At 31.2% G+C, this 24,869-nt stretch carries 23 protein-coding genes; 10 read left to right on the top strand and 13 right to left on the bottom strand.

Annotated features, from left to right (window positions below; translation table 11 throughout):
* Positions 1-53: 53 nt before the first annotated feature.
* The 9 genes from ACR9ES_RS04785 to ACR9ES_RS04745 form a co-directional block, all read right to left on the bottom strand.
* Positions 54-2,966 carry an FAD-binding and (Fe-S)-binding domain-containing protein gene (locus ACR9ES_RS04785; protein WP_435255304.1) on the bottom strand — a complete coding sequence of 971 codons (2,913 nt, stop codon included), beginning with the start codon at positions 2,964-2,966 and terminating at the stop codon, positions 54-56.
* Positions 2,967-3,067: 101 nt separating this feature from the next.
* On the bottom strand, positions 3,068-3,526 hold the full coding sequence (locus ACR9ES_RS04780; RefSeq protein ID WP_274634258.1) for an Lrp/AsnC family transcriptional regulator: 459 nt from the start codon (positions 3,524-3,526) through the stop codon (positions 3,068-3,070).
* A 130-nt stretch (positions 3,527-3,656) separates the two neighbouring features.
* A complete protein-coding gene (hglS, locus tag ACR9ES_RS04775; RefSeq protein ID WP_435255303.1) occupies positions 3,657-5,078 on the bottom strand; it encodes a 2-oxoadipate dioxygenase/decarboxylase HglS in 1,422 nt (473 codons plus the stop codon).
* Positions 5,079-5,359: 281 nt separating this feature from the next.
* Positions 5,360-5,734 carry a hypothetical protein gene (locus ACR9ES_RS04770; RefSeq protein WP_435255302.1) on the bottom strand — a complete coding sequence of 125 codons (375 nt, stop codon included), beginning with the start codon at positions 5,732-5,734 and terminating at the stop codon, positions 5,360-5,362.
* Between the two features lie 44 nt (positions 5,735-5,778).
* Positions 5,779-7,239: a potassium/proton antiporter gene (locus tag ACR9ES_RS04765; protein ID WP_435255301.1), complete on the bottom strand. Its 1,461-nt coding sequence runs from the start codon at positions 7,237-7,239 to the stop codon at positions 5,779-5,781.
* 168 nt (positions 7,240-7,407) lie between these two features.
* The gene (locus ACR9ES_RS04760; RefSeq protein ID WP_298997589.1) at positions 7,408-7,914 is read right to left on the bottom strand and encodes a nuclear transport factor 2 family protein; all 507 of its coding nucleotides are present in this window, start codon (positions 7,912-7,914) and stop codon (positions 7,408-7,410) included.
* A 19-nt stretch (positions 7,915-7,933) separates the two neighbouring features.
* Positions 7,934-9,910, bottom strand: a complete 1,977-nt coding sequence (locus ACR9ES_RS04755) for a PspC domain-containing protein (protein ID WP_435255300.1) — start codon at positions 9,908-9,910, stop codon at positions 7,934-7,936.
* Positions 9,903-10,247: a PadR family transcriptional regulator gene (locus ACR9ES_RS04750; protein ID WP_435255299.1), complete on the bottom strand. Its 345-nt coding sequence runs from the start codon at positions 10,245-10,247 to the stop codon at positions 9,903-9,905. Before ACR9ES_RS04750 ends, ACR9ES_RS04755 begins: the two co-directional genes overlap by 8 nt.
* Before the next feature lie 16 nt (positions 10,248-10,263).
* Positions 10,264-10,692 carry a DUF4870 domain-containing protein gene (locus ACR9ES_RS04745; RefSeq protein ID WP_435255298.1) on the bottom strand — a complete coding sequence of 143 codons (429 nt, stop codon included), beginning with the start codon at positions 10,690-10,692 and terminating at the stop codon, positions 10,264-10,266.
* A gap of 154 nt (positions 10,693-10,846) precedes the next feature.
* On the opposite strand from ACR9ES_RS04745, the gene ACR9ES_RS04740 reads away from it, so the two are divergent.
* The 3 genes from ACR9ES_RS04740 to ACR9ES_RS04730 are packed head-to-tail and all read left to right on the top strand — an operon-like array spanning position 10,847 to position 12,999.
* Positions 10,847-11,302, top strand: a complete 456-nt coding sequence (locus ACR9ES_RS04740) for a DUF4442 domain-containing protein (RefSeq protein WP_435255297.1) — start codon at positions 10,847-10,849, stop codon at positions 11,300-11,302.
* 6 nt (positions 11,303-11,308) lie between these two features.
* Positions 11,309-12,166, top strand: a complete 858-nt coding sequence (blaOXA, locus tag ACR9ES_RS04735) for a class D beta-lactamase (RefSeq protein ID WP_435255296.1) — start codon at positions 11,309-11,311, stop codon at positions 12,164-12,166.
* Positions 12,167-12,198: 32 nt separating this feature from the next.
* The gene (locus tag ACR9ES_RS04730) at positions 12,199-12,999 is read left to right on the top strand and encodes a TIGR00266 family protein (RefSeq protein ID WP_435255295.1); all 801 of its coding nucleotides are present in this window, start codon (positions 12,199-12,201) and stop codon (positions 12,997-12,999) included.
* A 61-nt stretch (positions 13,000-13,060) separates the two neighbouring features.
* Here the strand turns inward: ACR9ES_RS04730 and ACR9ES_RS04725 are convergent, their stop codons facing one another.
* Positions 13,061-14,452 carry a TlpA family protein disulfide reductase gene (locus ACR9ES_RS04725; protein WP_435255294.1) on the bottom strand — a complete coding sequence of 464 codons (1,392 nt, stop codon included), beginning with the start codon at positions 14,450-14,452 and terminating at the stop codon, positions 13,061-13,063.
* Positions 14,453-14,617: 165 nt separating this feature from the next.
* On the opposite strand from ACR9ES_RS04725, the gene hutH reads away from it, so the two are divergent.
* On the top strand, positions 14,618-16,123 hold the full coding sequence (gene hutH, locus ACR9ES_RS04720) for a histidine ammonia-lyase (protein ID WP_435255293.1): 1,506 nt from the start codon (positions 14,618-14,620) through the stop codon (positions 16,121-16,123).
* 198 nt (positions 16,124-16,321) lie between these two features.
* On the opposite strand, the gene ACR9ES_RS04715 is transcribed toward hutH, so the two are convergent.
* The 3 genes from ACR9ES_RS04715 to ACR9ES_RS04705 form a co-directional block, all read right to left on the bottom strand.
* The gene (locus tag ACR9ES_RS04715) at positions 16,322-16,798 is read right to left on the bottom strand and encodes a hypothetical protein (RefSeq protein WP_435255292.1); all 477 of its coding nucleotides are present in this window, start codon (positions 16,796-16,798) and stop codon (positions 16,322-16,324) included.
* A gap of 187 nt (positions 16,799-16,985) precedes the next feature.
* Complete coding sequence (locus ACR9ES_RS04710) at positions 16,986-17,381, bottom strand: hypothetical protein (RefSeq protein WP_435255291.1); 396 nt, start codon at positions 17,379-17,381, stop codon at positions 16,986-16,988.
* A 2-nt stretch (positions 17,382-17,383) separates the two neighbouring features.
* Positions 17,384-18,868, bottom strand: a complete 1,485-nt coding sequence (locus tag ACR9ES_RS04705) for a hypothetical protein (protein ID WP_435255290.1) — start codon at positions 18,866-18,868, stop codon at positions 17,384-17,386.
* 291 nt (positions 18,869-19,159) lie between these two features.
* Here ACR9ES_RS04705 and ACR9ES_RS04700 point away from each other — a divergent pair, with 291 nt between their 5' ends.
* The 6 genes from ACR9ES_RS04700 (at position 19,160) to ACR9ES_RS04675 (ending at position 24,802) form a co-directional block, all read left to right on the top strand.
* A complete protein-coding gene (locus ACR9ES_RS04700) occupies positions 19,160-19,432 on the top strand; it encodes a hypothetical protein (protein ID WP_435254381.1) in 273 nt (90 codons plus the stop codon).
* 131 nt (positions 19,433-19,563) lie between these two features.
* Entirely contained in the window at positions 19,564-20,556 is a 993-nt protein-coding gene (locus ACR9ES_RS04695; RefSeq protein WP_435255289.1) for an IS110 family transposase, read from the top strand.
* Positions 20,557-20,881: 325 nt separating this feature from the next.
* Entirely contained in the window at positions 20,882-22,099 is a 1,218-nt protein-coding gene (locus ACR9ES_RS04690; RefSeq protein ID WP_435255288.1) for a tyrosine-type recombinase/integrase, read from the top strand.
* A 3-nt stretch (positions 22,100-22,102) separates the two neighbouring features.
* The gene (locus ACR9ES_RS04685) at positions 22,103-23,518 is read left to right on the top strand and encodes a hypothetical protein (protein WP_435255287.1); all 1,416 of its coding nucleotides are present in this window, start codon (positions 22,103-22,105) and stop codon (positions 23,516-23,518) included.
* Between the two features lie 85 nt (positions 23,519-23,603).
* On the top strand, positions 23,604-23,888 hold the full coding sequence (locus ACR9ES_RS04680) for a helix-turn-helix domain-containing protein (protein ID WP_435255286.1): 285 nt from the start codon (positions 23,604-23,606) through the stop codon (positions 23,886-23,888).
* A gap of 5 nt (positions 23,889-23,893) precedes the next feature.
* Positions 23,894-24,802 (top strand): hypothetical protein, encoded by a 909-nt coding sequence (locus tag ACR9ES_RS04675; protein WP_435255285.1) that lies wholly within the window; start codon positions 23,894-23,896, stop codon positions 24,800-24,802.
* Positions 24,803-24,869: the final 67 nt, after the last annotated feature.

Genomic DNA, 24,869 nt, shown 5'->3' with positions numbered 1-24,869 from the left:
TTTAAGATTTAGTAGTCTTAAAAGTACGAAATAATCGAATGAAAATCAATGATTTATAGCAAAGCTTCTCTTAAAATTGTTACAGGATGTTTTGCGATGCGTTTGGTTCCATCATAAATTTGATGACGACAACTTGTACCCGCAGCTACAATTTCTGTATAGTTTGAACAGTTTCTAACTTTAGGAAACAGAGTATCTTCACCTACTTGCATGCTTACTTTGTAATGCTCTTTTTCGTAACCAAAAGAGCCTGCCATTCCACAGCAACCTGTATTCATAATAGTAACCTTATAATTTTCAGGAATATTTAAAATTGAAAAGGATGCATGGGTACTCGATAAGGCTTTTTGATGACAATGCCCGTGAATTTTCAATGTTTTAGTTTCATTGGTAAAAGCATTCGTGTCAATGTTTCCTTTTGAATGTTCTGAAGCTAAAAACTCTTCAAGAGTAAAACAGTTTTCAGAAAGTTTTTTCGCTGCTACCTTATCACTTGCGATTCGCAAGTATTCATCTCTAAAGGTTAAAATAGCTGAAGGTTCAATCCCAACAAGAGGTGTTTCTTCAGAAATTAAGTTTTTAAAAGTAGCTACATTTTTATTAGCAATCTCTTTAGCTTCTTTTAAAAATCCTTTAGAAATATAGCTGCGTCCGCTTTCTTCGTGGTTTACGGTTTTTACTTCGTATCCTAGTTTTTCTAATACAACTACTGCATCTTTACCTATTTCAGCATCGTAGTAGTTCGTAAACTCATCGTTAAATAAGTAGATTATTTTTTGAGACTTCTCGACTGCGCTCGAAGTGACATTATGAATTTTCAACCAAGCACTTAAAGGCTGTTTAGCCAATTTAGGAACCGAACGTTGTGTAGCAACTCCCATTACTTTTTTAGCTAACGTAGTATTGGTAAAGAAGTTTGTTAATGCAGGAAATTTGCTTCCAAGCTTGTTGTATTTTGCATTGTTAGCAAATAATTTACTGCGGAAAGAATAACCGTTAGTTTCTTGATATTGGTACAAAAATTCTGCTTTCATAGAAGCGATATCTACATTACTTGGGCATTCACTAGCACAAGCCTTACAACTCAAACACAGGTCAAGAATATCTTTCAATTCTTTTGAATCGAATTTGTTTTGAGCAGTGTTGTTAGTTAAAACTTCTCGTAGTGTATTGGCTCTAGCACGAGTTGTTTCTTTTTCGTTTCGAGTTGCTCGATAACTTGGGCATAAAGTACCACCAGCTTCAGGAGATTTACGGCAATCACCTGAACCGTTACATTTTTCGGCTAATTTTAAAATACCTTCACTATCTGAAAAATCTTGAAGGGTTTCAATGTTAGGTTCTGTTCTATCTACCTCATAACGTAAGCTTTGATCCATAGGAAAAGCATCGGTAATTTTTCCTTTGTTGAACACGTTATTCGGATCAAAGGCTTTTTTAATTCTTCGTAATAACTGATAGTTTTTATCACCAATCATTAAAGGAATAAACTCTGCACGTACAATTCCATCGCCATGTTCACCACTAAAAGAACCTTGGTATTTCTTAACCAATTCTGCAGTTTCAGTAGTTATCTTTCTAAACAACGTAACATCTGCAGATTTCTTTAAGTTTAAAATAGGACGTAAGTGCAATTCACCAGCTCCTGCATGTGCATAATACACCGCATCTTGCTGGTATTTATCCATAATTTGCGTAAACTCCTCAATATATTCTGGTAAATCTTCAAGCGCTACTGCTGTATCTTCAATACACGCCACTGCTTTCATATCTCCTACAATATTACCTAATAAACCTAAACCTGCCTTACGCAACTCGTGTACTTTGGCAATATCGTTTCCGTATACTTTCGGGTAATGATATCCGAAGTTATTTGCTTTTAAATCTTCAATTAAATTATTAGCCAATACTTCAGCTTCTTCAATAGTATCAGCAGAAACTTCTAACATCAACACCGCTTCTGGATCTCCTTGTAAAAAGAAACGATTTTTAGTTTGTTCTCTATTGTTTTTGGTACAGTCTAAAATTACTTTATCCATCAATTCACAAGCATATAATTTGTGATTCATGGCGGTTACCGTCGCTTTTAAACTCTCATTAATACTACCAAAATGCGGACAAACCATAATGCTTTGCGTTGGAGGTAAGTCGTCTAATTGAATAGTAATAGCAGTAGAAAACACTAAGGTTCCTTCACTACCGGATAAGAACTTTGCAGGATTGATTGTAGGTTCTGTTCCTCCAAATAAATCAGAGGTTAAAAACTCATCAACAGCATACCCTGTATTTCTTCTATGAATACTTTCCTTAGGAAACTCATTTTTAATTTCTTGTTGAGCCGCTTCTGAAATAAGTTCAGTGTAAATTGCTCGATAGATATTTCCTTCTAAGGTGTTTTCTATTTTTTTCTGATTGAATTCTGCCGAAGTAACTTCAGAAAACATTACTTCACTACCATCACTCAACAATCCTTTAATAGCAATTACTTTATCTCTGGTAACACCATAACGGATAGAAGTACTTCCAGAGGAATTGTTACCAACCATTCCTCCAATCATACAACGGTTAGAGGTTGAGGTATTCGGACCAAAGAACAAGCCGAAAGGTTTTAAAAATCGATTTAAATCATCACGAATAATTCCAGGCTCTACTGTAATCGTTTTGTTAATTTCATCAAAAGCTAAAATATTCGTGAAGTGTTTAGATACGTCAACTACAATTCCGTCTCCTACACATTGTCCCGCTAAGGAAGTTCCTGCTGTACGTGGAATTAAGGTGATATTATTTTTAGTAGCAAAATCGATTAATTGCTGAATATCTTTTATATCCTTAGGATATGCCACAGCTAAAGGTATTTTACGATATACCGATGCATCGGTAGCGTAAATGTTTTTATGTAAATCGTCAAAAAACAATTCTCCTGTTAACGATTTTTCTAAGGCTTGTAGTTGTGTTGTTTGTGTCATTATCTAAATTACCTAAAAGGCTATTGTATTGATTGGGTAAAGTATTACTTTATCGTTACAAATATCTATAATTAAAATTTGTAAAAGAGTTTAATTGATGTTTACTCTATGGGGATGTTTCTTTTAAAACAGGTGTCAAAACATATAAAAGTATCGGTACCCGCTACTCCGTTTATCAAATGTACTTTGTCGTAGAGTATTTTTTGTAAATGTTGATTGTCTTTTGCGTAAATCAAGATGAAAATAGCGTAGTTTCCGGACACGAAATTACATTCTGTTATCTCAGGAATTTTTTCTAATTCGCGCATTACATCTTTCGCAAAACGAGCTTCACGTAAACGAATACCTGTGTATGATTTAGTTTTGTAGCCTAAGCTTTTTTCTTCTAAAACAAACTCTGCATTTTTAATTACACCTTCCGCAGTTAATTTTTTTATGCGTTGATGAATTAAGGAGTTAGAAACTTTTAACTCATCTGCAATTTGCGAATAGGCTTTACGGGCATCTAAACGAAGTTTTGATAGTATTTGTTTGTCTATATAATCAAATTGATTTTCCAAAAGAATAATGTTGTTTAGTTAGAATAAACCCAATGTAAGCTACAAGATAAAGAATCTCTTTAATGAAAAAAAGCGTAGCCACAAATTTACATTTACGGCTACACACTTTTTTTACTGTTTGATTTTATGATTAAGCATTTATTTCTGCCAAGCAGTTTTGTATGCTTTCATCTTGCATATCTTCATACCATTTTGTTAACGTATAAACAGGTTCCCCTAAATCTTTTTCAAATAAATCTTGATTTGAAGTACCTTGGTATTCACGTTTAGCATCATCTGTTCCTAAGTTTGAGGCAAAAATTCCTGCTGCACTTACAGGTAAGAAATCTTCGTAAACCATAGGTTCTATACTTAAATAACCATCCTCTAATAATTGGTTTACATCTACTTTTGTATACACTTTATCTTTAGATAAAGTAGCTGCTTTATTAGTAGTAAAGTAATGGAAATAAGCTAAATCTTCAGAATATAATTCTTCATAGTTATCAGGGAAAACTTTAAAATTTTCTGCTAATAATTCGTTGTATTCTGAGGCATTTTCGGCAGTTGGTGATCCACCAATAGCTTTACGTGTTTTACCTAACAGTTCATGATACAAATCAAGTCCTTTTTGAGTTAACGCTACACCACGTTGTTCAATCTCACCAAAACGAGCTTTGTGTTCACCTATTTCTTCTTTTTCAGCATTGTTTTTAAAAGTTACTTTTTCAGTCAATGCCTTAAAACTTGTTTGACGTAATAGAATAGGGCATTTTCTTGCTGGAGGTCCTTCGATATTGTCTTTTGGTGGAATATTACGAGCCTCCATGCTTACTTGCACCTTGTCTATGTCTAAGGTTCTAGGAGTTAGGTGGTTGATGTGAGGTCCTTTGAAAGCAACAACATCAGCAATTAATCTGTGTTGATTTAGTAAGGCTTCGTACATTTCATAATCTACGGTAGCAGTATCGTGCCAACGAAAAGTTTCCAATGCTTCTAGTACAAAGATTTCGGCATCTTCTTTATTTAACCCTCCTTCTTTTTCAGATTTATCAATAAGTTGTAAAACTTTTTCTGTAAAAATTTGACGTTTTTCTAAAATAGTTTCAACATTGTTACGAAGCTGAGGATCATCAATTAAATCTATACGTAATAAAGAGGTAAAAACTCTGAATGGAGCTTGATTAAGAGCGGTGCTTTCAATAGCTCTAAACGCTGTAGAATGAACAGGAACACCGGCTGGAGCTAAATCATAATAACCAACAGGATACATTCCCATTACTTTAAACAAACGTCTCATCGTAAATAACTCATAAGGCTTACCCAAACGAATTGCTCCGTGGCGTTCCATATTTAATCGAGTTAATTCGCCAGTATGTGCTAACTGTTCTTCAATTTCTTTAGATTCTGAAAGAACATTTTCATTTATGCCATGAACCAAATCAAGAAGTTCACCATAAAGAGGTACCTCTTTTTTATACATATCAGACATAATTTTAGAAAAGCGGTTACGAATGTATTCTGGAGAGACAAATTCTTCAGCTGTATATTCTAGTTTATTTTTTGAGGACATAGTTTGTTAAAATTTGTTGCAAATTAAATGAATTTAATCTTTTTTAATGTTTTTGAAAGTGAATTTTGTTTTATGGATGTTTTTTTTGAGTTAATTTAATTCTTTAAAGGAGGTTTGTTTAAATCAAAAAGACAATTTTCATAAAAAAAGTGTTTTTTAAAAGTCAATTTGACTTTGTTTTAGGGTATAAGCTTTAGTAAAACGTCTTAGAGTTTTTAGCAAACCAAGAGTAATTTAAAACCTCACATTATTCAATGTAGAGTTCTTTATTTTGAAGAGATTTAAAAGTATACAGACTCCCCATCTTCTGGAATAGCAACTTTTTCTTCTAGATTGTTTTGAATCAATATTTCTTTAAGCTTTTTTCGGGTTAAAGGACAGTGATTTATTGATTCCATGTGATTTGCCATAACTAAGCCATGTGAGTTTTTAACAAATTTGATGATATCGTCTACATTCATAATAAGATTTTTAAATACATCAAATTGAGCAGCACCACTAGCTAATACACTAATTTCAGGTTTGTATTCTTTATGTGAAGAGTATAGGTTGCTAAACTCACTAGAAAAAGATTGATCTTTTTGCGTAAAACCAATGGTAGAAAAATATACCATTGTAATAAAAAGGACGCTTAAAAATCGTAATATCTTATTCATACTACAAAATTACTTTAATAATTAAAATTAAAACCGATTATTAGTTAATTTTTAAGGCTTTCATTAATTTCTTTAAAAATAGTAGGTTTATCAGCAAGAACAATTAAAATGTCAGCAGCATTTATTGTCGTTGAACCATTAGGAGTTATATAGTTACCATCTCTTTTTATCAAGGCTATAATGGCGTTTTTAGGGAAATCTAATTCTACAATTTTTTTGTTTGCCGACTTGCATGATTTTGTAATTATAATTTCTTGCATTAAAGCTTTCGGATTTTCTTCTAAGAGCATATCTGTAGCACTGAGTTTTTTTGTTTCTTCAGGTAAAGCAACATTTAACCATTTTGCAACAATACTAAGCGTTGTACCTTGTATTAAAATAGAAGTAACCGATATAAAAAATACAATGTTAAAAATAATATTAGCTTTATCTATACCCGCTAAAAGAGGATAGGTTGCAAATACTATAGGAACCGCGCCACGTAAACCAACCCACGAAATATAAAAACGTCTTCTTAACTTCATTTTAAAAAAGAGTAAACTAATAAAAACTCCCACAGGGCGAGCAATAAAAATTAAGAAGAGAGAAATGATAAGTCCAATACCAATGTAAGGAACAATTTGTGAAGGAAAAACAAGTAATCCTAATGTTAAGAATAGTACAATTTGCATTAACCAAGCTAATCCATCAAACATTTTTAAGATCGTTTTTTTATGAATTAAGTTTTGATTTCCTAAGTAAACAGCACAAATGTAAATAGCTAAAAAGCCATTACCGCCTATAAAATTGGTAAAAGAAAAAGTAATAAACATAAGAGCAATAACCAAGACAGGATACAACCCTTCAAAGTCAAGCTTTATTGAGTTTATTATTTTTTTACTAAGCATTCCGAATAAAAAACCAGCAATAGCACCAACTCCCATTTGCTGTAAAAATAAAGGTATTATAGAGGCTAAACTTTGATCTTGATGGGTAACCAATGTTAAAAAAGCAATAGTTAGTACGTACGCCATGGGGTCGTTACTACCACTTTCTAACTCTAAAGTAGGACGTAAATTTTCTCTTAACGCTAAGTTTTTAGAGCGTAAAATAGAGAATACTGCAGCAGCATCGGTAGAAGAAACAATAGCTCCTAATAGTAAGCTTTCATAAATTGTAAAATCGGTAATATTCCATACGAAGAGACCCAAAGAAACAGCGGTAAGCAATACGCCTAAAGTAGAAAGTACCAATCCTTCTTTGAGTATGGGTTTAACAGCCTTCCAGTTTGTATCTAACCCTCCAGAAAATAGAATAAAATTTAAAGAAACAATTCCTATAAATTGTGCAGCTTTCGGGTCATCAAAAATAATGCCACCAATACCATCAGACCCAGCGAGCATTCCAATAGTTAAAAATAGTAGCAGAGTAGGAACTCCAAATTTATACGATGTTTTTCCAACTATAATACTTATTAAAAGTAAAACCGACCCTATTAATAAAATATTTTCAATGGTTAAATTCATGCAAGGAATGTTTTAAACAAATATATAGGTTTTCGTATTTTTATTATTAAGTTTTTATATGAAGAAAAAGCCAAAGCTATATAGCTTTGGCTTAACTAATAAAACCAAGTATTAGTGTCATCGGAGTTAGCTAACCAATGAACTAATGTTGTTAGTGTCAACTATATTTTAATGAAGACTGATAATTCTTGTCATTTGCCATTTATTATTCTCTTTTTTCCAAATAGCAATAAACTTACTTGGAACCGATTTGGCATCTGGTTCTTGATTGTTGAAAAACTCATGATATCCAATTTGCACTGCACCATATTGATTTATGGGATATACCTCTATACTTCCCTCAATTAATGTGCGTTTAACCTTGTTGCAAATATTCTTTTTTGTAGCAGCTATAATTTCACTTTTAGAAGTAGATAAACCTCCCATATCATGAAAAAACTCAATATCCTCACTTAAAATATCTGCTTGTGTTTTCATGTCACAAGTATTGTAAGCGTTAAAGTATATGCTATCCATTTTTACAATTTCGTTGTGTAACTTAATATCAACAGGTTTGTAATCTGGAATTTCTTGTACTTGTCCGTTCATTACCCATGATAGTAATAAGCTATAGAGTAGTGTAACTATTTTCATAAAGAAGTTACCTTTAAAAAAGAAGTCGAATAAATCATTCATAGTTTTTCAGTTTATGAGATTACCAAGTTTTAAAAGCTAATTCTCCATCTTCATCATACAATCTACGGAAACCTTTAGAGATATTATCTAGTGTATTATTAGCGATTGTAATAGTACCTACATGACCATCGTTACAGTCTACTTCTAAAACAAGTTTATCAATTGTTTTGTTCTTATTGAATTTAGAGCTGACAACGTTTATGTTTATGTTTTTACGATCCTCGAACCAATTAATTAATTTGTTAAGCTCATCTTCAGTAGTTTTTTTAGAAATGATAAATTCAGCTTTTATATCATTTATAGTACTGTCAAAAAGGAAACTTACTTCATCATTATTGTCAGAATTCCAATCTTCAGACTCTTCATTATTGTTGATGTCCTCTTCATCACAATCCATACATTCGAAACCTTTAGATGTCATTTTAAAATGATGATTAGCCATATCTCGATCATATATATTTTGTGTGTTTTTTACATCATCTAAGAAATTACGAGATGATCCTTCAAAATAAATAGTTGTTCCTTCAGGAATGTATATTACTGCGTTTATCTCTTCATCTTTCCAAATATTTTTAAAAGCACTTAAAAAGAAGGCGTCAAAAACAATAGTATTGTTATCGCTTTTATAAGCATATTTTATAGCTTCTGCATTATTGTTTGCATCATTACGCTTTTTTCCTTCAGATGTTTTTTTAATTTCAATATATGCGCTATCAGTTTCACTTTTGCGGACATCAATATTAATATTGTTAGAATACTTTAGTTCTTTATCGTCAACATTTACCAACATAGCGTTATCACGATTTCGCAAATTATGTTGGTAATGAATATTATCATCGTTAACAACTCGAATCTTTAAAGGTTCTTGCAGATTATAAGTAATACTATGTTTAGTAACATGTGTACCATCATACGCATGAGATGTTGCAAACTCTATTCCTGTAAAGCCTATTGCTAATAATGAGATCAACCATAAACCAAATAAGGTTAAAATAGAAGCAGTGCTTAATTTTTTAATATTCGGAGATAAAATTCTTAACCCTAAAATAAATAAGACTACAAAAGGAATACCGATTAAGAAAAACAAGAAGGTCATTAATAACCATTTAGGCATTACTGAATCGTAGAAGAATGGTGGGTATTGAACCATGTCTCCATCGAAATTTAAAATCTCTAAGCTTCCTACAGAGAATAAACCTAACAATAATGAAATGATAGTAATACCTGCAATGAAAATTAATAAAACGCCCATGAATTTACCGAACACTTTGAATAGTGTTAGTAAGATTTTACCCATTGTGTCTAAAAAATCTTGTAATCCTGATTTCGTTTGGTTACGTAATTTTTGGTAATCAGCATTCGAAATTTTATCCGATAAATCATGGGCGCCTTCCTTTACCTTTGATGATAAATTTTCAAATTCGTTACGAATTTTTTTTTCAATATTATCAATGTTTACGGCTTCACCTTCCATTTGTAATTTCTCAGAGGTCGTTTTAGCTTCAGGTAGAATAACCCATAAAATGATATATCCGATGATTCCAAAACCGAAACCAGCTAAGGTTAAAATAAGGAAAGCTAAACGAATCCAAACAACATCAATATTAAAATAGTGTCCAAGTCCAGAACAAACTCCTCCTAAAAATTTATCGTCACCATCTCTAAACATTTTTTTGCTAGCGGTGTTTCTTTTATAGTTGTAAGAAGTGTTTTCGCTATACGCTTCTTCAGCTTCAGCATAATCTTCAGGTTGGCCCATAATAGCGATGATTTCTTCAATATCGCTTTCATTTACTACTTGGCGAGCGTCTGTAATTCTTTCTGATAATAATTCACTAATGCGTGCTTCGATATCGGCAATGATTTCGTTTTTTCCTTGCGGATCATCACTTAACGAACGAGCGATAGCGTCTAAGTATCGTTTTAATTTCTGATAGGCAGTTTCATCTATGTGGAAGAAAAATCCGCCCAGGTTTATATTTATTGTCTTATTCATCTTTAGTTGATTTTGTACTTGTTACTTGGTTTACTGCGTTTACTAAATTATGCCATGTTTTGTCTAATTCTTTCAAGAACATTCCGCCATTTTCGGTGAGTACGTAATATTTTCTTGGAGGTCCAGAGGTTGATTCTTCCCATCTGTAACTTAATAGTCCTGCATTTTTTAAGCGGGTAAGTAACGGATATATGGTTCCTTCAACCACAATCATTTCTGCACTTTTAAGGTTAGAGAGTATCTCAGAGGTATAAGCATCTCCTCTTTGTAAGATTGATAAGATGCAATATTCTAAAACACCCTTACGCATTTGTGCTTTTGTGTTTTCTATCTTCATGTAATGCGGTTTATGGTTATTTTATAAATTTTATTGTAAAAGGGTAGTGATATAGTTCACCTTTATTTGCCTTCATAGCAGCGATAATTATCAATGCTATTTTTATCAGTGCTATAAGTCCTGCTAACGAAGTAAAACCTAAAATGCCAAATAGGCCTCCATAGCCATGATGTCCTCCAAAGTCGATGTCTATTCCATTAAATCCATGGAATATGTTTCTAAATAAGAACGGTAAAAATGAAGCACTAACTATAAAAATGTATAACCCGAAACTAATATTAAAGTTTACGGCTTCTTTACCGTGTTCATCTAAAAATACACTTCTCTCTTTTAAAGTTTGCCATAAGATTAAAGGAGTAATGATACTTCCTAGTGGGAATAAATATCCTGCAAATGCAGATATATGTATTAAAAAGGCATTGGTATTTTGGTTATTGTGTTGCATAATAAAATGAATTATATAATACTTTACAATGCAAATATATATCTTTTAGAAGGTATTATGCAATACATAGTACTAAAGATTAACAAAATTTAACGTTTGAGTTTCGTGATTTAATTGAATAAAAAGCCGTACATTGCCTGTAAATACTGAAAAAATGAAGTTTACACCTAGAAAAGTTAATGCTTTTTTATTTTTTAAATTACCTTCAGCTTTTTTTACTGGAGTACGTTTAAAATCACTTACTGATGATACTGCTGAGGTAAAAGTTACCTACAAATGGGTAAATCAAAATCCGTTTAAATCGATGTTTTGGGCAGTGCAAGGAATGGCGTCTGAATTAGCCACAGGAGTTTTGGTAATGAAAGAGATTGCAGCGTCAAATAGAAAAATTTCGATGTTAGTAACCAACATGAATGGGACTTTTACAAAAAAGGCAACAGGAAAAATTCGTTTTAAATGCAACCAAGGACAATTAATAAGAGAAACGATTCAAAAGGCGATTGAAACAGGTGAAGGACAAACAGTAATTGTTGCTGCAGAAGGTTTTAATAAGGAAGGAGTTTCGGTGTCGAAATTTGAATACGAATGGAGTTTGAAAGTTAAAGAGTAACTAACGATGAGGTTTAGCTTTTTTTTAATAATTACTGTGTTATTTTTTTCTTGTAAAAACGAAGAAAAATCTAAAAGTACTAAAGCTGAAACGAAGTATGTGGTTAAAGATGATTTTCAAGAAATTATTGATAAAGCCAAGCTAGAGGGAGCCATTCTTATTTACGATTTAAACAATGACACTTTTTACTCAAATGATTTTGATTGGTGTAACAAAGAAAATTTACCAGCATCGACATTTAAAATACCGAACTCTATCATTGGTTTAGAAACGGGAGTTCTAAAAAATGAGAATGTTGTTTTTAAATGGGATGGAGAGCCCAGATACTTAAAAATTTGGGAGCAAGATTTAACGTTACAACAAGCTTTTCATTTTTCTTGTGTGCCATGTTATCAAGAAATTGCCAGAAATATTGGGTTAGAAAGGATGAAAACTAACTTAACAAAGTTAAATTTCGGTTTAATGGATGTAAATGAAGGGAATTTAGACAGTTTTTGGCTAAATGGAAACTCTAAGATTAATCAATTTGAGCAAATTGATTTTTTAAAACGACTTTATAATTCAGAATTACCAATTTCTAAACAAACTGACAGTATTATGAAAAAGATGATGGTAATTTCTGAAAATAACCTCTATGTGTTAAGAGGAAAAACAGGATGGTCAATTAGGGGAGAAGAAAACAATGGCTGGTTTGTTGGATATATTTTGGTTAAAAAGAACGCTTACTTTTTTGCGACCAATATTATTCCTAAAAAGAATTTTAACAAGAAGTTTTTTAATAAAGAAAGAAAAGAAATAACTTTTAAAGCTTTAAATATACTTAAAATAGTAGGAGAAAAGGAATTGTTTGTAACAAAACAATAAAAAGTTCTTCTTATATATAAAAACTAAAAAATATGAATGCACACGAAATAGATTATCGCATTTTTGGAGAAGAAATGCAGTTTGTAGAAATAGAATTAGATCCGCAAGAAGGGGTAGTTGCCGAGAGTGGTAGCTTTATGATGATGGATTCTGGTGTAGGAATGAATACCATTTTTGGAGATGGCTCAAATCAAGAGAAAGGATTGTTGGGAAAGATTTTTTCTGCAGGAAAACGAATTTTAACAGGGGAAAGTTTGTTTATGACGGTGTTTACGAACGAAGGTCAAGGAAAAAAACAAGTTTCTTTTGCTTCTCCATATCCAGGAAAGATTATTCCAATCGATTTAACTGAGTTTGGTGGAAAGTTTATCTGTCAGAAAGATGCTTTTTTATGTGCAGCTAAAGGTGTATCGATAGGAATTGAATTTTCTAGACGTTTAGGTAGAGGTTTGTTTGGTGGAGAAGGTTTTATTATGCAAAAGATGGAAGGTGATGGTATCGGATTTGTACATGCTGGAGGTACGATGGCAAAGAAAGTATTACAACCAGGTGAAGTTTTGAAAGTAGATACAGGTTGTATTGTAGGTTTTACGCAAGATGTTGATTATGATATTGAGTTTGTAGGCGGAATAAAAAACACTATATTTGGAGGTGAAGGATTGTTTTTTGCTACTCTTAAAGGCCCAGGTACCGTATATATTCAATCGTTACCGTTTAGTCGATTAGCTGGAAGAGTATTGGCAATGGCGCCTCAAACAGGAAAAGGAGATAAAGGAGAAGGAAGTGTGTTAGGAGGTTTAGGTAATCTTTTAGATGGAGACAATCGATTTTAGAAAATAAACTGCATAAAAAAAGCCGCTAAATCTAGCGGCTTTTTTTATGTGTATAGGTTGTTTAGATTCCTAATTCATCAAACATGCTGATTAATTTTTCTCCTTCAGATGGAGCAGGAGCATTAGGACTTACAATATTTCCATCAGGATCAACGATGATAAATCTAGGCAACCCTTTAATTAAGAAGTTTTGAGCCCAGTCTAATTTTAAGTGACTATCTCCAGCCATTAACTGTACTCCAGTCATTTCTCTATCTTGGATTGTTTCTTTCCATTTCTCTTCATTTCCTTTATCATCAACATTAATACTCACAAATTCAATGTTTTTACCGTGGTATTCTTGCTCTAATCTTTTTAATAAAGGAATTTCTCTTTTACAAAAACCACACCATGTAGCCCAAACATCAATGTATAAGTACTTACCTTTACCTAATAAATCATCCATAGAGGTTGTTCCTCCATTATAATTAACGTAATCCTTAAATTTAGGAGCAGGTTGTCCTTTTGCAGTGGTTTTTAATAATTCATAATCTTCAGTAATTTCTTCTTTATGCGCTTCATTGGTAGAATAAGCCATAAACTTTCTATAAAACTCTTTTAAATCACTTGTATAGGTAATACTATTTTGGGCGCTTTTGTATAATAAATCGTTTTTAGCTACAGTGTCAGTTACTTCTGTATGAACAGTTTCTAAATAAGTTAAATATAAATCTTCACCTTCCTTATTTTTTTCTTTAGCGATTTTATTCAATTCAGTTTCTAACATAGCTCTGTAAGAAAATGAGTTTACGTAATCATCACCACTACTATAATTAAAGTTTTCTAAAGGATTTGGGAAGTTTTCAGAAACTTTAAAATCCTTGTTTCTTGTTAAAGTAGCATGAAAATCTTGGTAATTATATAAGTTTCTTAAGCACTCGTAATCAATATTTTTAACTTCGTGTTTTAAGAAATCAGCAGGTAACTGTTTAGAAATTGAAAGTTCAGTTAAGGCTTCTTTATATTCATCGGTTTTAGCTAAAAATTCCTCTTCTTCCAACGCAAAAAATTGGTTAGCACTAACAATAATATCACTCCAAGTCTTTTGCTTCTCAACAAAATAGTTGTTAATGTTTGCGTGTGCACCTTCAAAATTAACAACGTCAGCATTTTTATAATCAAATACAAGACCTGCGTCGTCTGTTTTAGTTAGGTATAGGTTAAGAGGTGTTTTGTTGAAAAACAAAGTATAGTAACCATCTCTATCAATTTTAAGGGTATCAACAAAAGAACCAGTTTCTCTATCAAACTTTATTTTTTTCTCAAATTTAAAGCCAGATAAAGTAATATCTCTTCGTTTAAAGTTTTCAACTTTACCAGATAAAATCAGATAGTCTTTTACAGGTGCTTGTTCCTCTTTTTTACATGAAATTATGGTAACTCCTATGAGGGCTAAAAGTACTAGTTTTTTCATTATTTCTCGTTTAATAAATATGGTGTTCAAGGCGTCGAAGTTAGTTTTTTTAACGTTTTTATCAAAGAAATTAACATATTATTTAAATACCCCTACTTTTTTGTACGAAAAGATCTTGAAAATTTATCTTTTTTTAGGTTCTTTGTACACCTCAAAAATATTAAAATGGATACTACACATATAATAAGTTCACAACCAATAGGTTTAGAAGATATTCATAGTATTGTATTACTAGATAAAAAACTTTCATTATCAGAAGAATCAAGACAAAAGATACAAAAGTGTCGTACGTATCTTGATGAGAAAATGAAAACACATAGCGATCCTATTTACGGAATTAATACAGGATTCGGTTCGTTGTGTAATGTGAAGATTAGCGGAGATAATTTACAACAATTACAAGAAAACTTAGTAATGAGTCATGCTTGTGGAACAGGTGATGAAGTGCCACAAGAGATTGTAAAATTAATGTTGTTATTAAAAATTCAATCGTTAAGCTACGGACATTCAGGTGTGCAATTAGCAACAGTTGATCGTTTGATAGATTTTTACAACAACGATATTCTTCCAGTAGTTTATACCCAAGGATCATTGGGTGCTTCTGGAGATTTAGCTCCGTTAGCACACTTATCGTTACCGTTAATTGGTTTAGGAGAAGTATATGTTGATGGAGAACGAATTTCAGGAGAAGCGTTGTTAGCAAAGTTTGGATGGGAAAAAATCAATCTACAATCTAAAGAAGGATTAGCCTTATTAAACGGAACTCAGTTTATGAGCGCTTACGGAGTGCATAATTTATTAAAAGCGTATAAATTATCGTACTTATCAGATGTTATTGGTGCGGTTTCGTTAGAAGCTTTTGACGGAAGAATAGAGCCTTTTAATGAGTTGATTCATTTAGTACGCCCGCACAACGGACAGTTAGCTACAGCAAAACGTATTTCTGAATTGTTAGCAGGAAGTGAGTTGATTGCGCAACCTAAAGAACACGTGCAAGATCCGTATTCGTTTAGATGTATGCCACAAGTTCACGGAGCAACCAAGGATACCTTAGAGTTTGTGAAGAAAACATTTGTTACAGAAATTAATTCGGTAACGGATAACCCAAATGTGTTTGTAGATGAAGATATCGTGGTTTCTGGAGGAAATTTCCACGGACAACCGTTAGCGTTAGCTTTAGACTATTTAGCAATTGCGATTGCTGAATTAGGAAATATTTCTGAAAGAAGAACCTATCAGTTAATTTCTGGTTTACGCGGATTACCAGCGTTCTTGGTTTCTAACCCAGGGTTGAATAGTGGATTTATGATTCCACAGTATACAGCAGCAAGTATTGTAAGTGCTAATAAGCAGTTCTGTACACCATCGAGTATTGATTCTATTGTGTCTAGTAACGGACAAGAAGATCACGTAAGTATGGGAGCAAATGCAGCTGTAAAAGCTAAAAAGGTAATTGACAATGTATGCTCGGTATTAGCTATTGAGTTGATGAATGCTTCACAAGGATTATCTTTTAGAGAGCATAATACTTCTGAGTTCTTGGCTTCTTTTGTAGAGATGTTCAGGCAAGACGTACCAGTGGTGAATGACGATAGAGTATTACATAACGACATTAAAAATGCAGAAAGTTTTATTAATAACTTAACTATTGAAGTAGAAGAGTTGTTTTAAGGAATAATAAAATCATATAAAAAAACTCCAGCTGTAATTTCCAGTTGGAGTTTTTTGTTTTTAACGGTCTTGTGTATGAAAAGTAGCAGAGTAAAAATACGATCACTTTTCAAGTTTATTAGAAAGATAGCAGAAAAGTATAAATCTTAACTGTTTGTACTTAACTGCTATTTTTTATATACGTGGTTGTGGTTTGTATTATTTTCGGATTACTTTAAACCCTCTTGTTCCTGTATAAGTCCAATCAACATCGTATTTCAAAATTCTATTTTCATATTTCTCTACAATAATTACTTTAAAATAATTGTGATTTTTGGTTATCGGCATTGGTCCAAGTATTTTATCTTCCTTTCCTTTTATTTTGTTTAAACTTTGTTTATAAAACAAATATTCTCTGTCGGATAGACCTTTTACTTTTTCTATTTTTATTTTTTTTAAATTTCTGATACTACAAGTGTCTACCCTAAACTTATTTCTCAAAAATTCAAATGTTTCTCCTTGAATAAAAAAATATATTTTATCATTAGTAGTTTTTTTTACATCCTCTTTAGAATCATACATCACATACTTGGTTTGCTTTGAAAACTTTTGCCCATTTATAAAAAAATAATTTGATGTTGATTCTTGAGAATATGATTTTACAATGATAAATAAAAACAATACTATTTTTCTCATAATTAATTACAATTTGAAGTTCCGTTAAAAAATATTGATTTAGTATGTCAATAATAGCTTGTTGTTCTGTAGAAGTTAAATTTTGCCAAGTAACAGTACTTTTATTATTTTCCTCATATGTTTAAATCAATTCAAAATATTATGAATAATTAAAAAAAGTAGTAGGGTAAACTACTACTTTTAAAATTTAATCGATAATTGAATCTTCCCATTTAACACAATACACATATATGCAATCATCTCGTTTCTCATAAAGAAAGATTTTTTGAAAGATTTGATTCTTTTTTTTAACTATAATTTTGTTGTCCTCTTTATTAATATTTTTTAATTGATGTGCTCTATTTAAAAAGCTATTCATTCTTAAAACTTCTGGCTTTAATTTTTTTTGAATACTTATGATTCTATAACAGTCTTTATCTTTGAAGTATGTAAAACTATTTTCACCTATAAAAAAAGTTACTGTCTTATCTGTTCTTGTTTTTATGTTTTTTTCTCCAAACAAATTATATGATAAATGAGCTTCCTGACAAAATAGAGAAGTACAACTTATTATCATTATTAAAATCAATAATTTATTTCTCATTGTTAATTACATGTTTTAGTTCCTGTGCTTTTATAATTTTTAACAGTATTTATTATTCTATCTTTTTCTGAACTAGAAAGATTATTCCAAGTAACTGTATTTTGTAACCCCTCCCAAGCTAAATCCGTATATAACGAATTGGTGTTTTGAGAATTATCAAATTCCTTCAGCATGTCTGCTATAGTTTCAACATAATGAGCAGCCATTTGTTCATGTTGCCAGTTTTTATGTCTTCTATAATAGTCATAAATTCCAGGAAAATCATTTATAGATACTTTATAGTTTACAGAACGCAATTTCCTGTACATTTCAGCATGTATAGTTTCATGAATCAATGTTCGTGCCAATCCCAATGCTGTTCTTTGAGAAAGGTTATTTCCATTTAATTTAATCTCAATTATATATTCACCACCATTATCTGTAATAGCATTAACACTATCAGGAAGAGAATCATCAACAGAATACTTTAAATGACTCACTGGAAAGTCACCATCAAACTTTTGCATCATATTTTTAAACCCTGTACTTGAATTTTTTAGTTTATTGTAAACACACTCCGCTTTACCTTCAAGTTTATTAATTATTTGTTCTTCCGTATCAATACAATACCCATCATAGGTTACATTATCATACCCTGGTCCACAATCCATGAGTATTTGCTCTCTCATATATTCAGATTTGTACACTTCATCTCCAGTGTGTGGTGTGTCGCACGAATAACTTGTATAAGTATAGGTTTGTGTTGTTGAACCTAAATATACCGATTTATAGGGTACGTCTGCTACTGTCATACTTCCTTCTACCATGTTTCCATTAGAGTCAACTCGGTAAGATGCTTTATAGTAATCTTGATAATGATGTGTTGTTTCATGAACATAAAGTATTGAAGGAACCTCTGTACAAGGCTGAACTTTTGCTTGGAAAGTTCCATCTTCTTTAGCTCTATTTAATGTGTTTCTTTCTATAGGTAAGTAGTTATCTTTGTTTGATTTTATCAAATATCCTTCTATATAAGCTTCTGAATTCTCTAACTCTCCCTTATCATTAAAATACCTAAATGAACCTGAGAAAGCTCCTAAATTAATAAAATCTATAGGGAGATTTTCTAAACTATAATCATATGCTCTTACCTCTATATATTTAATTATAATAGCGTTGTTTTCTTTATAGACTATTACATAAAAACTAGGGCTGTTAAAACTTTCAGAGGAGTTTTTTAAAGGAGCTATTAGTTCTGTTTTAAATTCATAGAACTCTAAACCATCACTTGTTATAATATTATAGTTGTTCCAGTCAACTGTTAAATTGTTCTTAGTATAAGGAAGGTCTATTAAGTCGGTGTTTATTCTATTTTTAACTTTACTTATAAAGTTGCTTTGTGTTTCTAACAAAGACTCATTTTCACAATTCCACAGAAATAAAGAAATACCAAAGAGAAAAATACCTACTTTGAAAAGGTTACTTATTTTGTTTTTTCTGTTTTTCATATCTGTTAAATTTAAGATTATTAATTCAAATTATTGAGTTACAATTTTTTCGTTTTCATCAGCCGTTTGAGTAGGGATATGAACCACAACGGTCTCCTTTACTTTGATATTATTAAATTTAACAAGAGTAGAGAGGAGAACTCGAACGGTCTTTAGGTAATACCTATTACACGTAATAGTCCTCTCTACTTCTTGCACGACGTTTAGTTGAACTACTTGGAATACCTAGCCACTATGGCTCATTAAAGGAAATAGTTGCAAAACGTCATTAATCATTAATTTTTTAAATATATGAAAAAAGTAAGAGATGTAATTGGGATTGATGTATCAAAAAAGACCATTGACGCCACCTTATACAACAGTAGGCAACATGCGGTATTTTCAAATGATGAAGAGGGATATGAAGAGCTTATCCGATGGAGTAAACGTCATTTAGAAACATCAGAGTATTTTTTCTGTTTTGAAAATACAGGGAATTATTCCTTAAAGCTATCGGTCTCCTTTACTTTGATATTATTAAATTTAACAAGAGTAGAGAGGAGAACTCGAACGGTCTTTAGGTAATACCTATTACACGTAATAGTCCTCTCTACTTCTTGCACGACGTTTAGTTGAACTACTTGGAATACCTAGCCACTATGGCTCATTAAAGGAAATAGTTGCAAAACGTCATTAATCATTAATTTTTTAAATATATGAAAAAAGTAAGAGATGTAATTGGGATTGATGTATCAAAAAAGACCATTGATGCCACCTTATACCACAGTAGGCAACATGCGGTATTTTCAAATGATGAAGAGGGATATGAAGAGCTTATCCGATGGAGTAAACGCCATTTAGAAACATCAGAGTATTTTTTCTGTTTTGAAAATACAGGGAATTATTCCTTAAAGCTATCGGTTTTTTTGTCGTCGCTATCACTTATTTATGTAGAAGAAAGCCCTATGCGAATTAAACGTAGTACAGGTCTTGCTAGAGAGAAGACAGATAAACTAGATTCCTACATGATTGCCCGATTTGGATGGATGTACCGAGAAGAATTAGAACCCAGTAATGTAAAGCCAAAAGAGTTTCAAGAGATTGGTAGGCTTTTAGCTTTGCGAGATCAAATGGTAAGAGACCGTAGTGGTTTAAAATCTACTTTAAAAGAGCAAAAGCATTTGCTTTCAAGTCCGTCAACAGACCCTTGTTGTAAGATATTAGAACGCTCAATAAAGTACATTGACAAGCAAGTATTATCTATAGAGAAACGTATGAAAGAATTATTAAAGACAGATGATAAGTTACAGCACAACTATGAGTTGTTAAGGACTGTAAAAGGAGTAGGTCTGATATTAAGTTGTCAATTACTTTATCATACATCCAATTTTATGAAATTTAATAACTGGCGTTCATTTTCAAGTTATTGTGGAATCGCCCCATTTGAATATAGCTCAGGAAGCTCTATTAGGCGACGAAAACAAAGCCACTATATAGGCGATAGAAAAATGAAGACATTATTAAGTATGGCTGCTGTTTCAGCGATACAGTCTGATCAGGAGTTAAAGAATTATTATCACAGAAAGTTAGAGGAAGGCAAACATAAAATGATTGCATTAAACAACGTTAGAAATAAAATTTTAGCACGCAGTTTTGCAGTAATTAAAAGAGGTACTCCCTTTGTAAATATAGCAGCAGTAAATTTCTAAAAAAAAACTTGTTTTTTACCTTGGAATACGTATAACCGTCAGTTACGGGATTAAAGATAATGTTTTCAGTTTAGCACTGATGTTAGCAATTCCGAGTGGATTCGGACGCAGTCGAATCCGCCGTAATTGCGGTTATACATTGTTATATAGCATTATCACTCTTTTTCTTTAAATTACTCTTAAACCCTTTATTTATAATGGTTTTGTGTTTTTGTCTAATGCTAAATAATGCAATAAAATACGACTAAAAGTTAGGTTTGTTATACCTAATGTTGTACCTTAGTATTGCGTTGCACTAGTTTGCATAGCTTAAAACCAGAGTTTTATGTCATCAATAAAAGTAGTTTTAAGAAAAGATAAAATAGATAAAGCAGGAGAAGCACCTCTTTATTTACGTGTAATCAAAGACCGTAAAACTAAATTTATTTCATTAAGTCTAAAATTACAACCTAATGAATGGGATGAAGATAAACAAAAAGTAAAGAAGAATCGTCAAAATTCTACTAGACTTAATGCGTATCTTTCTAAAAAGGTAGCTGATGCAACAGGAGAGGTTGCAGACCTTGAAAGAAAAAACAAAGCCACATCAGCCAGAAAAATTAAAGAAGCCATTAAAGGGAGGCCTTTAACTAATTTTTTTGACTATGCTTATAATCGTTGTGAGCAGTTAAAAGATACCGTTACGCTATCTACTTACAGAAGTTACAGAAACAATATAGAAAAGTTTGAAAGGTTTATAGGGCATCGTGAATTAATGTTTGATGATATTACAGCTACTACCTTAAAGGATTATGCAGCATATTGCAGTTCAAGGCTAGGTAATAACAATACAACTATTAATTACGCTTTCAGAATCCTAAATCTAATGTTTAGAGAAGCAAAGAAAGAAGATTTAATCTCCAATGAGCTTGTACCTTTTACAAAGTTTAAAGTAAAGAAAAACAAGACTACAAAGCGTTATTTAAACACAGAACAGTTTGAAGCCTTTATCAATTTAGAAGTACCACAAGAACATAAAGCACAAGTTATTAAAGATATGTTTATCTTTTCTGTTTTTTCTGGTGGGTTACGATTTGGTGATATTATTGAACTACAATGGAAACATTATGATAGCAAAAACCTTAGAATTACAAAGACGATAAGAAAAACGAAAAGACAGCACAGTATTAGAATAGGTCAAAAAGCGGTTGATATTTTAGAGAAATACAGAACCCAAGACCAAAAGCAAAACGATATAATTTTTCCTTTTGCTAAAGTTGATGAGTTGTATTTTAAAGACAGAGAATACAGAAGCTTAATAACTAGCAGAGCAATTTCATTAAGTAATATGTATTTGAGTAGAATGGGAAAAGAATTAGAATTGCCCTTTAATTTATCGTTTCATATAAGCCGACACACCTTTGCTACTAGAGCTTTAAATAATGGTATGCGAATAGAACACGTTTCAAAACTAATGGATCATTCCGATATAGGTATAACCCAAGTATACGCAAAAATAATAAGTAGTGAATTAGATAATGCAGTAGATAAATATATCAATTAAGCTATGACAAAAATAATATTTGATAGTTTTAAAAGCACACTGCAAGAAGTGAGGTTTTTAAATAATATTCTTAATAAAGAAAAAGTTAGTAAGTCAGAATTAATAAAGGGTTTAAATCAAGCAAAAGACTTATTGTTTTCTAGTTACAGTAGTTTAAGTATATTTTCTGAAGTGATTAAAAACGAAGTTTCAATTGGGTATAAAATAGATTTTAATGATAAAAAACAGAAAAATAATATATCTAAAACAGAAGCTAAAGTAATTTATAATGAACTACTAGGGATTATAAAATCGGAACTTGACGAAGGAGTTTTAAAACCAAAAGAATCTTTAATACTAGAAAACCAAATATCGGCAATGGGCTTACATTTAGTTTCAGCTTCAATAGATGAGGACTTTCGGAACTTTAATAATAACTTTAATAATGAGGAGTCAACGCTTAAAGAATTGTCTATTTCATTAAATAAGTATGTTGGAGTTATTGTAAAATACATAGAAGATATTTTGTTGTATGATGTTTTTATAATCTTTGAAAAACCAGACATTGTTTATACTAAAGAAATCTTATTTACGACCGACTACAAAAAAGAATACATAGATAAATGGTTGAATTGTACTGTAACTTTTAATGAATTAAGGAGAAATAAAAGAACAGATCATTGGGCAGAAATATATAAGTTGAATTTAGATTTCGAACATATAGATAAAATCGAAAAACATCAAAAAAAACTCTTTAACGAACGTATTGAATCTGAAATTAGAAGTGCTTTAAATGATTTTGATGAATTAGAAGATGATGTTAAAAAAGAAGCTTTAAATAAAGAAATTAATTTAATTCAAGACTTTTTTAATAGTAATACATCGAAGACCATTGTTAAAAGGCTTAAAAATATTATAAGTTTTTCAAAACCAAAAGAGGTTATTCTAGAGTATGATAATATTTTAAGGGATAGGTTACTGTTAAGTGATTTTAATATTTATTCAGCTGGTAAATCAACTTATTCTTCAGTATTCGTTGCATCTTTTTTTATGAGGTATTTAGATCAATTAAAAGAACATACAAAAGGACTGAATGGAGGTATTGTTCCAGTAAAAGAATTAAAAAAAGATTTTACTACCCTTATACCACAAACTAAAAAACAAGATTATATTTTGCAGTTACTAGAAGATTTAAGTATTACAGTAAATGGTAAGTATGCATTAAGTCCAAAACGTAAAGGAGCTATAAGAGGAGTGGTAGAAGCACTTAGAGAAAAAAATATTGTACAAAACTTAAGCTTAGAAAAGCTAAACAACGCAATAGCTTCTAAAATAGATCTAGAGTTAAAATCTAAACTTGACTGGTCTAAAACTTCAGATGATTACAAAATGAAAACATTCAAATACATAGAAAATAAACCATTTCAAAAAGAAACATAAGGTCTTAAAAGGTTAAATAAGGTCAACCTTATAATAACTAAAAACAGGTGCAATCTTGCGGTATAATTTCAAAATATATCAGCAAATGAGCGCAATTATTTTAACAGAACAACAGTACAAAGACCTTGTAAGTCGTTTAGACGAACTAAACAAAAAACTAGAAAAACAAAACCAAAAACCTCAAAATACTTTTTTAGATAACCAAGAGTTTATCCAGCTAATGAATATTAGCAAAAGAACAGCGCAAACTTGGAGAGACGAAGGTAAAATATCATTCTCTCAAATAGGTAGTAAAATTTACTATCAAATGAGCGATGTACAAAAGCTATTAGATAAAAACTACAACAAAGCATTTAATAGTAGAAGGTAATTAAGTTGTATGATACATTAAAAATAAAGTATCAAGTAACCCATTTACCTAAAGAAGTTATAGAAAGTACTGAACAATCTTTTATATGGAAAGGATTAACTTGGAATCCTACTTTTAACGATGCAACTCAAAAAGTAAACGGTTACAAAACCAGAGTAAACAATTTAGATTTACGCTTAAAAGGAAATACTATATTTTGTAATAACTCATTACAAAAATGGTATATGGGTAATAATTACGAGCCTTTTACCTACATAGAAGTAGTAAAAGCAATAAAAAAATTAAACCAAATACTACCTTTTAATGTGTACGAAGCTAAAGTGATTCTTTTAGCAGTTGGTATAGTTATAGAAGCAGAAGCAAAACCAATTCTAAATACTTGGTTAAGTCTAAATGGTAAAACACCAATACCAATGCTAGGTGCAAATAAACAATACGGTAAAAAATTCTATCTTACAGATTATAACGTAAAAGGCTATGATAAAACGTATGAGGTTAAAACGCATGACCGTAAAAAATTAAACAGGCAACTATTTCGATTCGAGTTAGAAATCTATACACGTAACTTAAATAAGCGTAAAAACGCTATAGGTATTTATAGTGTTAAAGACTTGATAGATAAATACAAATATCAAATGTTACTCGATGAGTTACAGAATAAGTATGAAAAAATAGATAAACAACAAGCTATTTCATTATCACAGCTTACTAATAAAGAAAAAGAAATACTAGCCTTGTTTCAAAATCAAGAAATATTACAACAGTATAAAGAAGATCATTACGAGAGTTATCGAAAAAAAAGAACCACTTACAATAAAATAAAAAAACAATCTAATAGTCAGTTTTTAAGTCATATAAAGCAAAAATTAAAAGCAAGTGTACAAGTCCTTTTTAATACTTGTAATATAACCTAAAACAAGGGTAAAAAGTAAATATATTAACTAGTAAAAGCATATCAATTTATATTTATATTTTTACCTC

Origin of the sequence: Tenacibaculum sp. A30 (assembly GCF_051200845.1) — a bacterium.
Taxonomy (GTDB): domain Bacteria; phylum Bacteroidota; class Bacteroidia; order Flavobacteriales; family Flavobacteriaceae; genus Polaribacter.
This window is presented reverse-complemented; position numbering and strand designations above follow the sequence as displayed.

Bases quoted from the DNA above. Each gene is read 5' to 3' on its own strand.
- ACR9ES_RS04760 (WP_298997589.1), bottom strand. From the start codon at position 7,914: ATGAATGATTTATTCGACTTCTTTTTTAAAGGTAACTTCTTTATGAAA.
- blaOXA (WP_435255296.1), top strand. From the start codon at position 11,309: ATGAGGTTTAGCTTTTTTTTAATAATTACTGTGTTATTTTTTTCTTGT.
- ACR9ES_RS04695 (WP_435255289.1), top strand. From the start codon at position 19,564: ATGAAAAAAGTAAGAGATGTAATTGGGATTGATGTATCAAAAAAGACC.
- ACR9ES_RS04745 (WP_435255298.1), bottom strand. From the start codon at position 10,692: ATGCAACACAATAACCAAAATACCAATGCCTTTTTAATACATATATCT.
- ACR9ES_RS04770 (WP_435255302.1), bottom strand. From the start codon at position 5,734: ATGAATAAGATATTACGATTTTTAAGCGTCCTTTTTATTACAATGGTA.
- ACR9ES_RS04710 (WP_435255291.1), bottom strand. From the start codon at position 17,381: ATGAGAAATAAATTATTGATTTTAATAATGATAATAAGTTGTACTTCT.
- ACR9ES_RS04785 (WP_435255304.1), bottom strand. From the start codon at position 2,966: ATGACACAAACAACACAACTACAAGCCTTAGAAAAATCGTTAACAGGA.
- hglS (WP_435255303.1), bottom strand. From the start codon at position 5,078: ATGTCCTCAAAAAATAAACTAGAATATACAGCTGAAGAATTTGTCTCT.
- ACR9ES_RS04755 (WP_435255300.1), bottom strand. From the start codon at position 9,910: ATGAATAAGACAATAAATATAAACCTGGGCGGATTTTTCTTCCACATA.
- ACR9ES_RS04730 (WP_435255295.1), top strand. From the start codon at position 12,199: ATGAATGCACACGAAATAGATTATCGCATTTTTGGAGAAGAAATGCAG.
- ACR9ES_RS04750 (WP_435255299.1), bottom strand. From the start codon at position 10,247: ATGAAGATAGAAAACACAAAAGCACAAATGCGTAAGGGTGTTTTAGAA.
- ACR9ES_RS04740 (WP_435255297.1), top strand. From the start codon at position 10,847: ATGAAGTTTACACCTAGAAAAGTTAATGCTTTTTTATTTTTTAAATTA.
- ACR9ES_RS04725 (WP_435255294.1), bottom strand. From the start codon at position 14,452: ATGAAAAAACTAGTACTTTTAGCCCTCATAGGAGTTACCATAATTTCA.
- ACR9ES_RS04705 (WP_435255290.1), bottom strand. From the start codon at position 18,868: ATGAAAAACAGAAAAAACAAAATAAGTAACCTTTTCAAAGTAGGTATT.
- ACR9ES_RS04765 (WP_435255301.1), bottom strand. From the start codon at position 7,239: ATGAATTTAACCATTGAAAATATTTTATTAATAGGGTCGGTTTTACTT.
- ACR9ES_RS04685 (WP_435255287.1), top strand. From the start codon at position 22,103: ATGACAAAAATAATATTTGATAGTTTTAAAAGCACACTGCAAGAAGTG.
- ACR9ES_RS04700 (WP_435254381.1), top strand. From the start codon at position 19,160: ATGAAAAAAGTAAGAGATGTAATTGGGATTGATGTATCAAAAAAGACC.
- ACR9ES_RS04680 (WP_435255286.1), top strand. From the start codon at position 23,604: ATGAGCGCAATTATTTTAACAGAACAACAGTACAAAGACCTTGTAAGT.
- hutH (WP_435255293.1), top strand. From the start codon at position 14,618: ATGGATACTACACATATAATAAGTTCACAACCAATAGGTTTAGAAGAT.
- ACR9ES_RS04715 (WP_435255292.1), bottom strand. From the start codon at position 16,798: ATGAGAAAAATAGTATTGTTTTTATTTATCATTGTAAAATCATATTCT.
- ACR9ES_RS04690 (WP_435255288.1), top strand. From the start codon at position 20,882: ATGTCATCAATAAAAGTAGTTTTAAGAAAAGATAAAATAGATAAAGCA.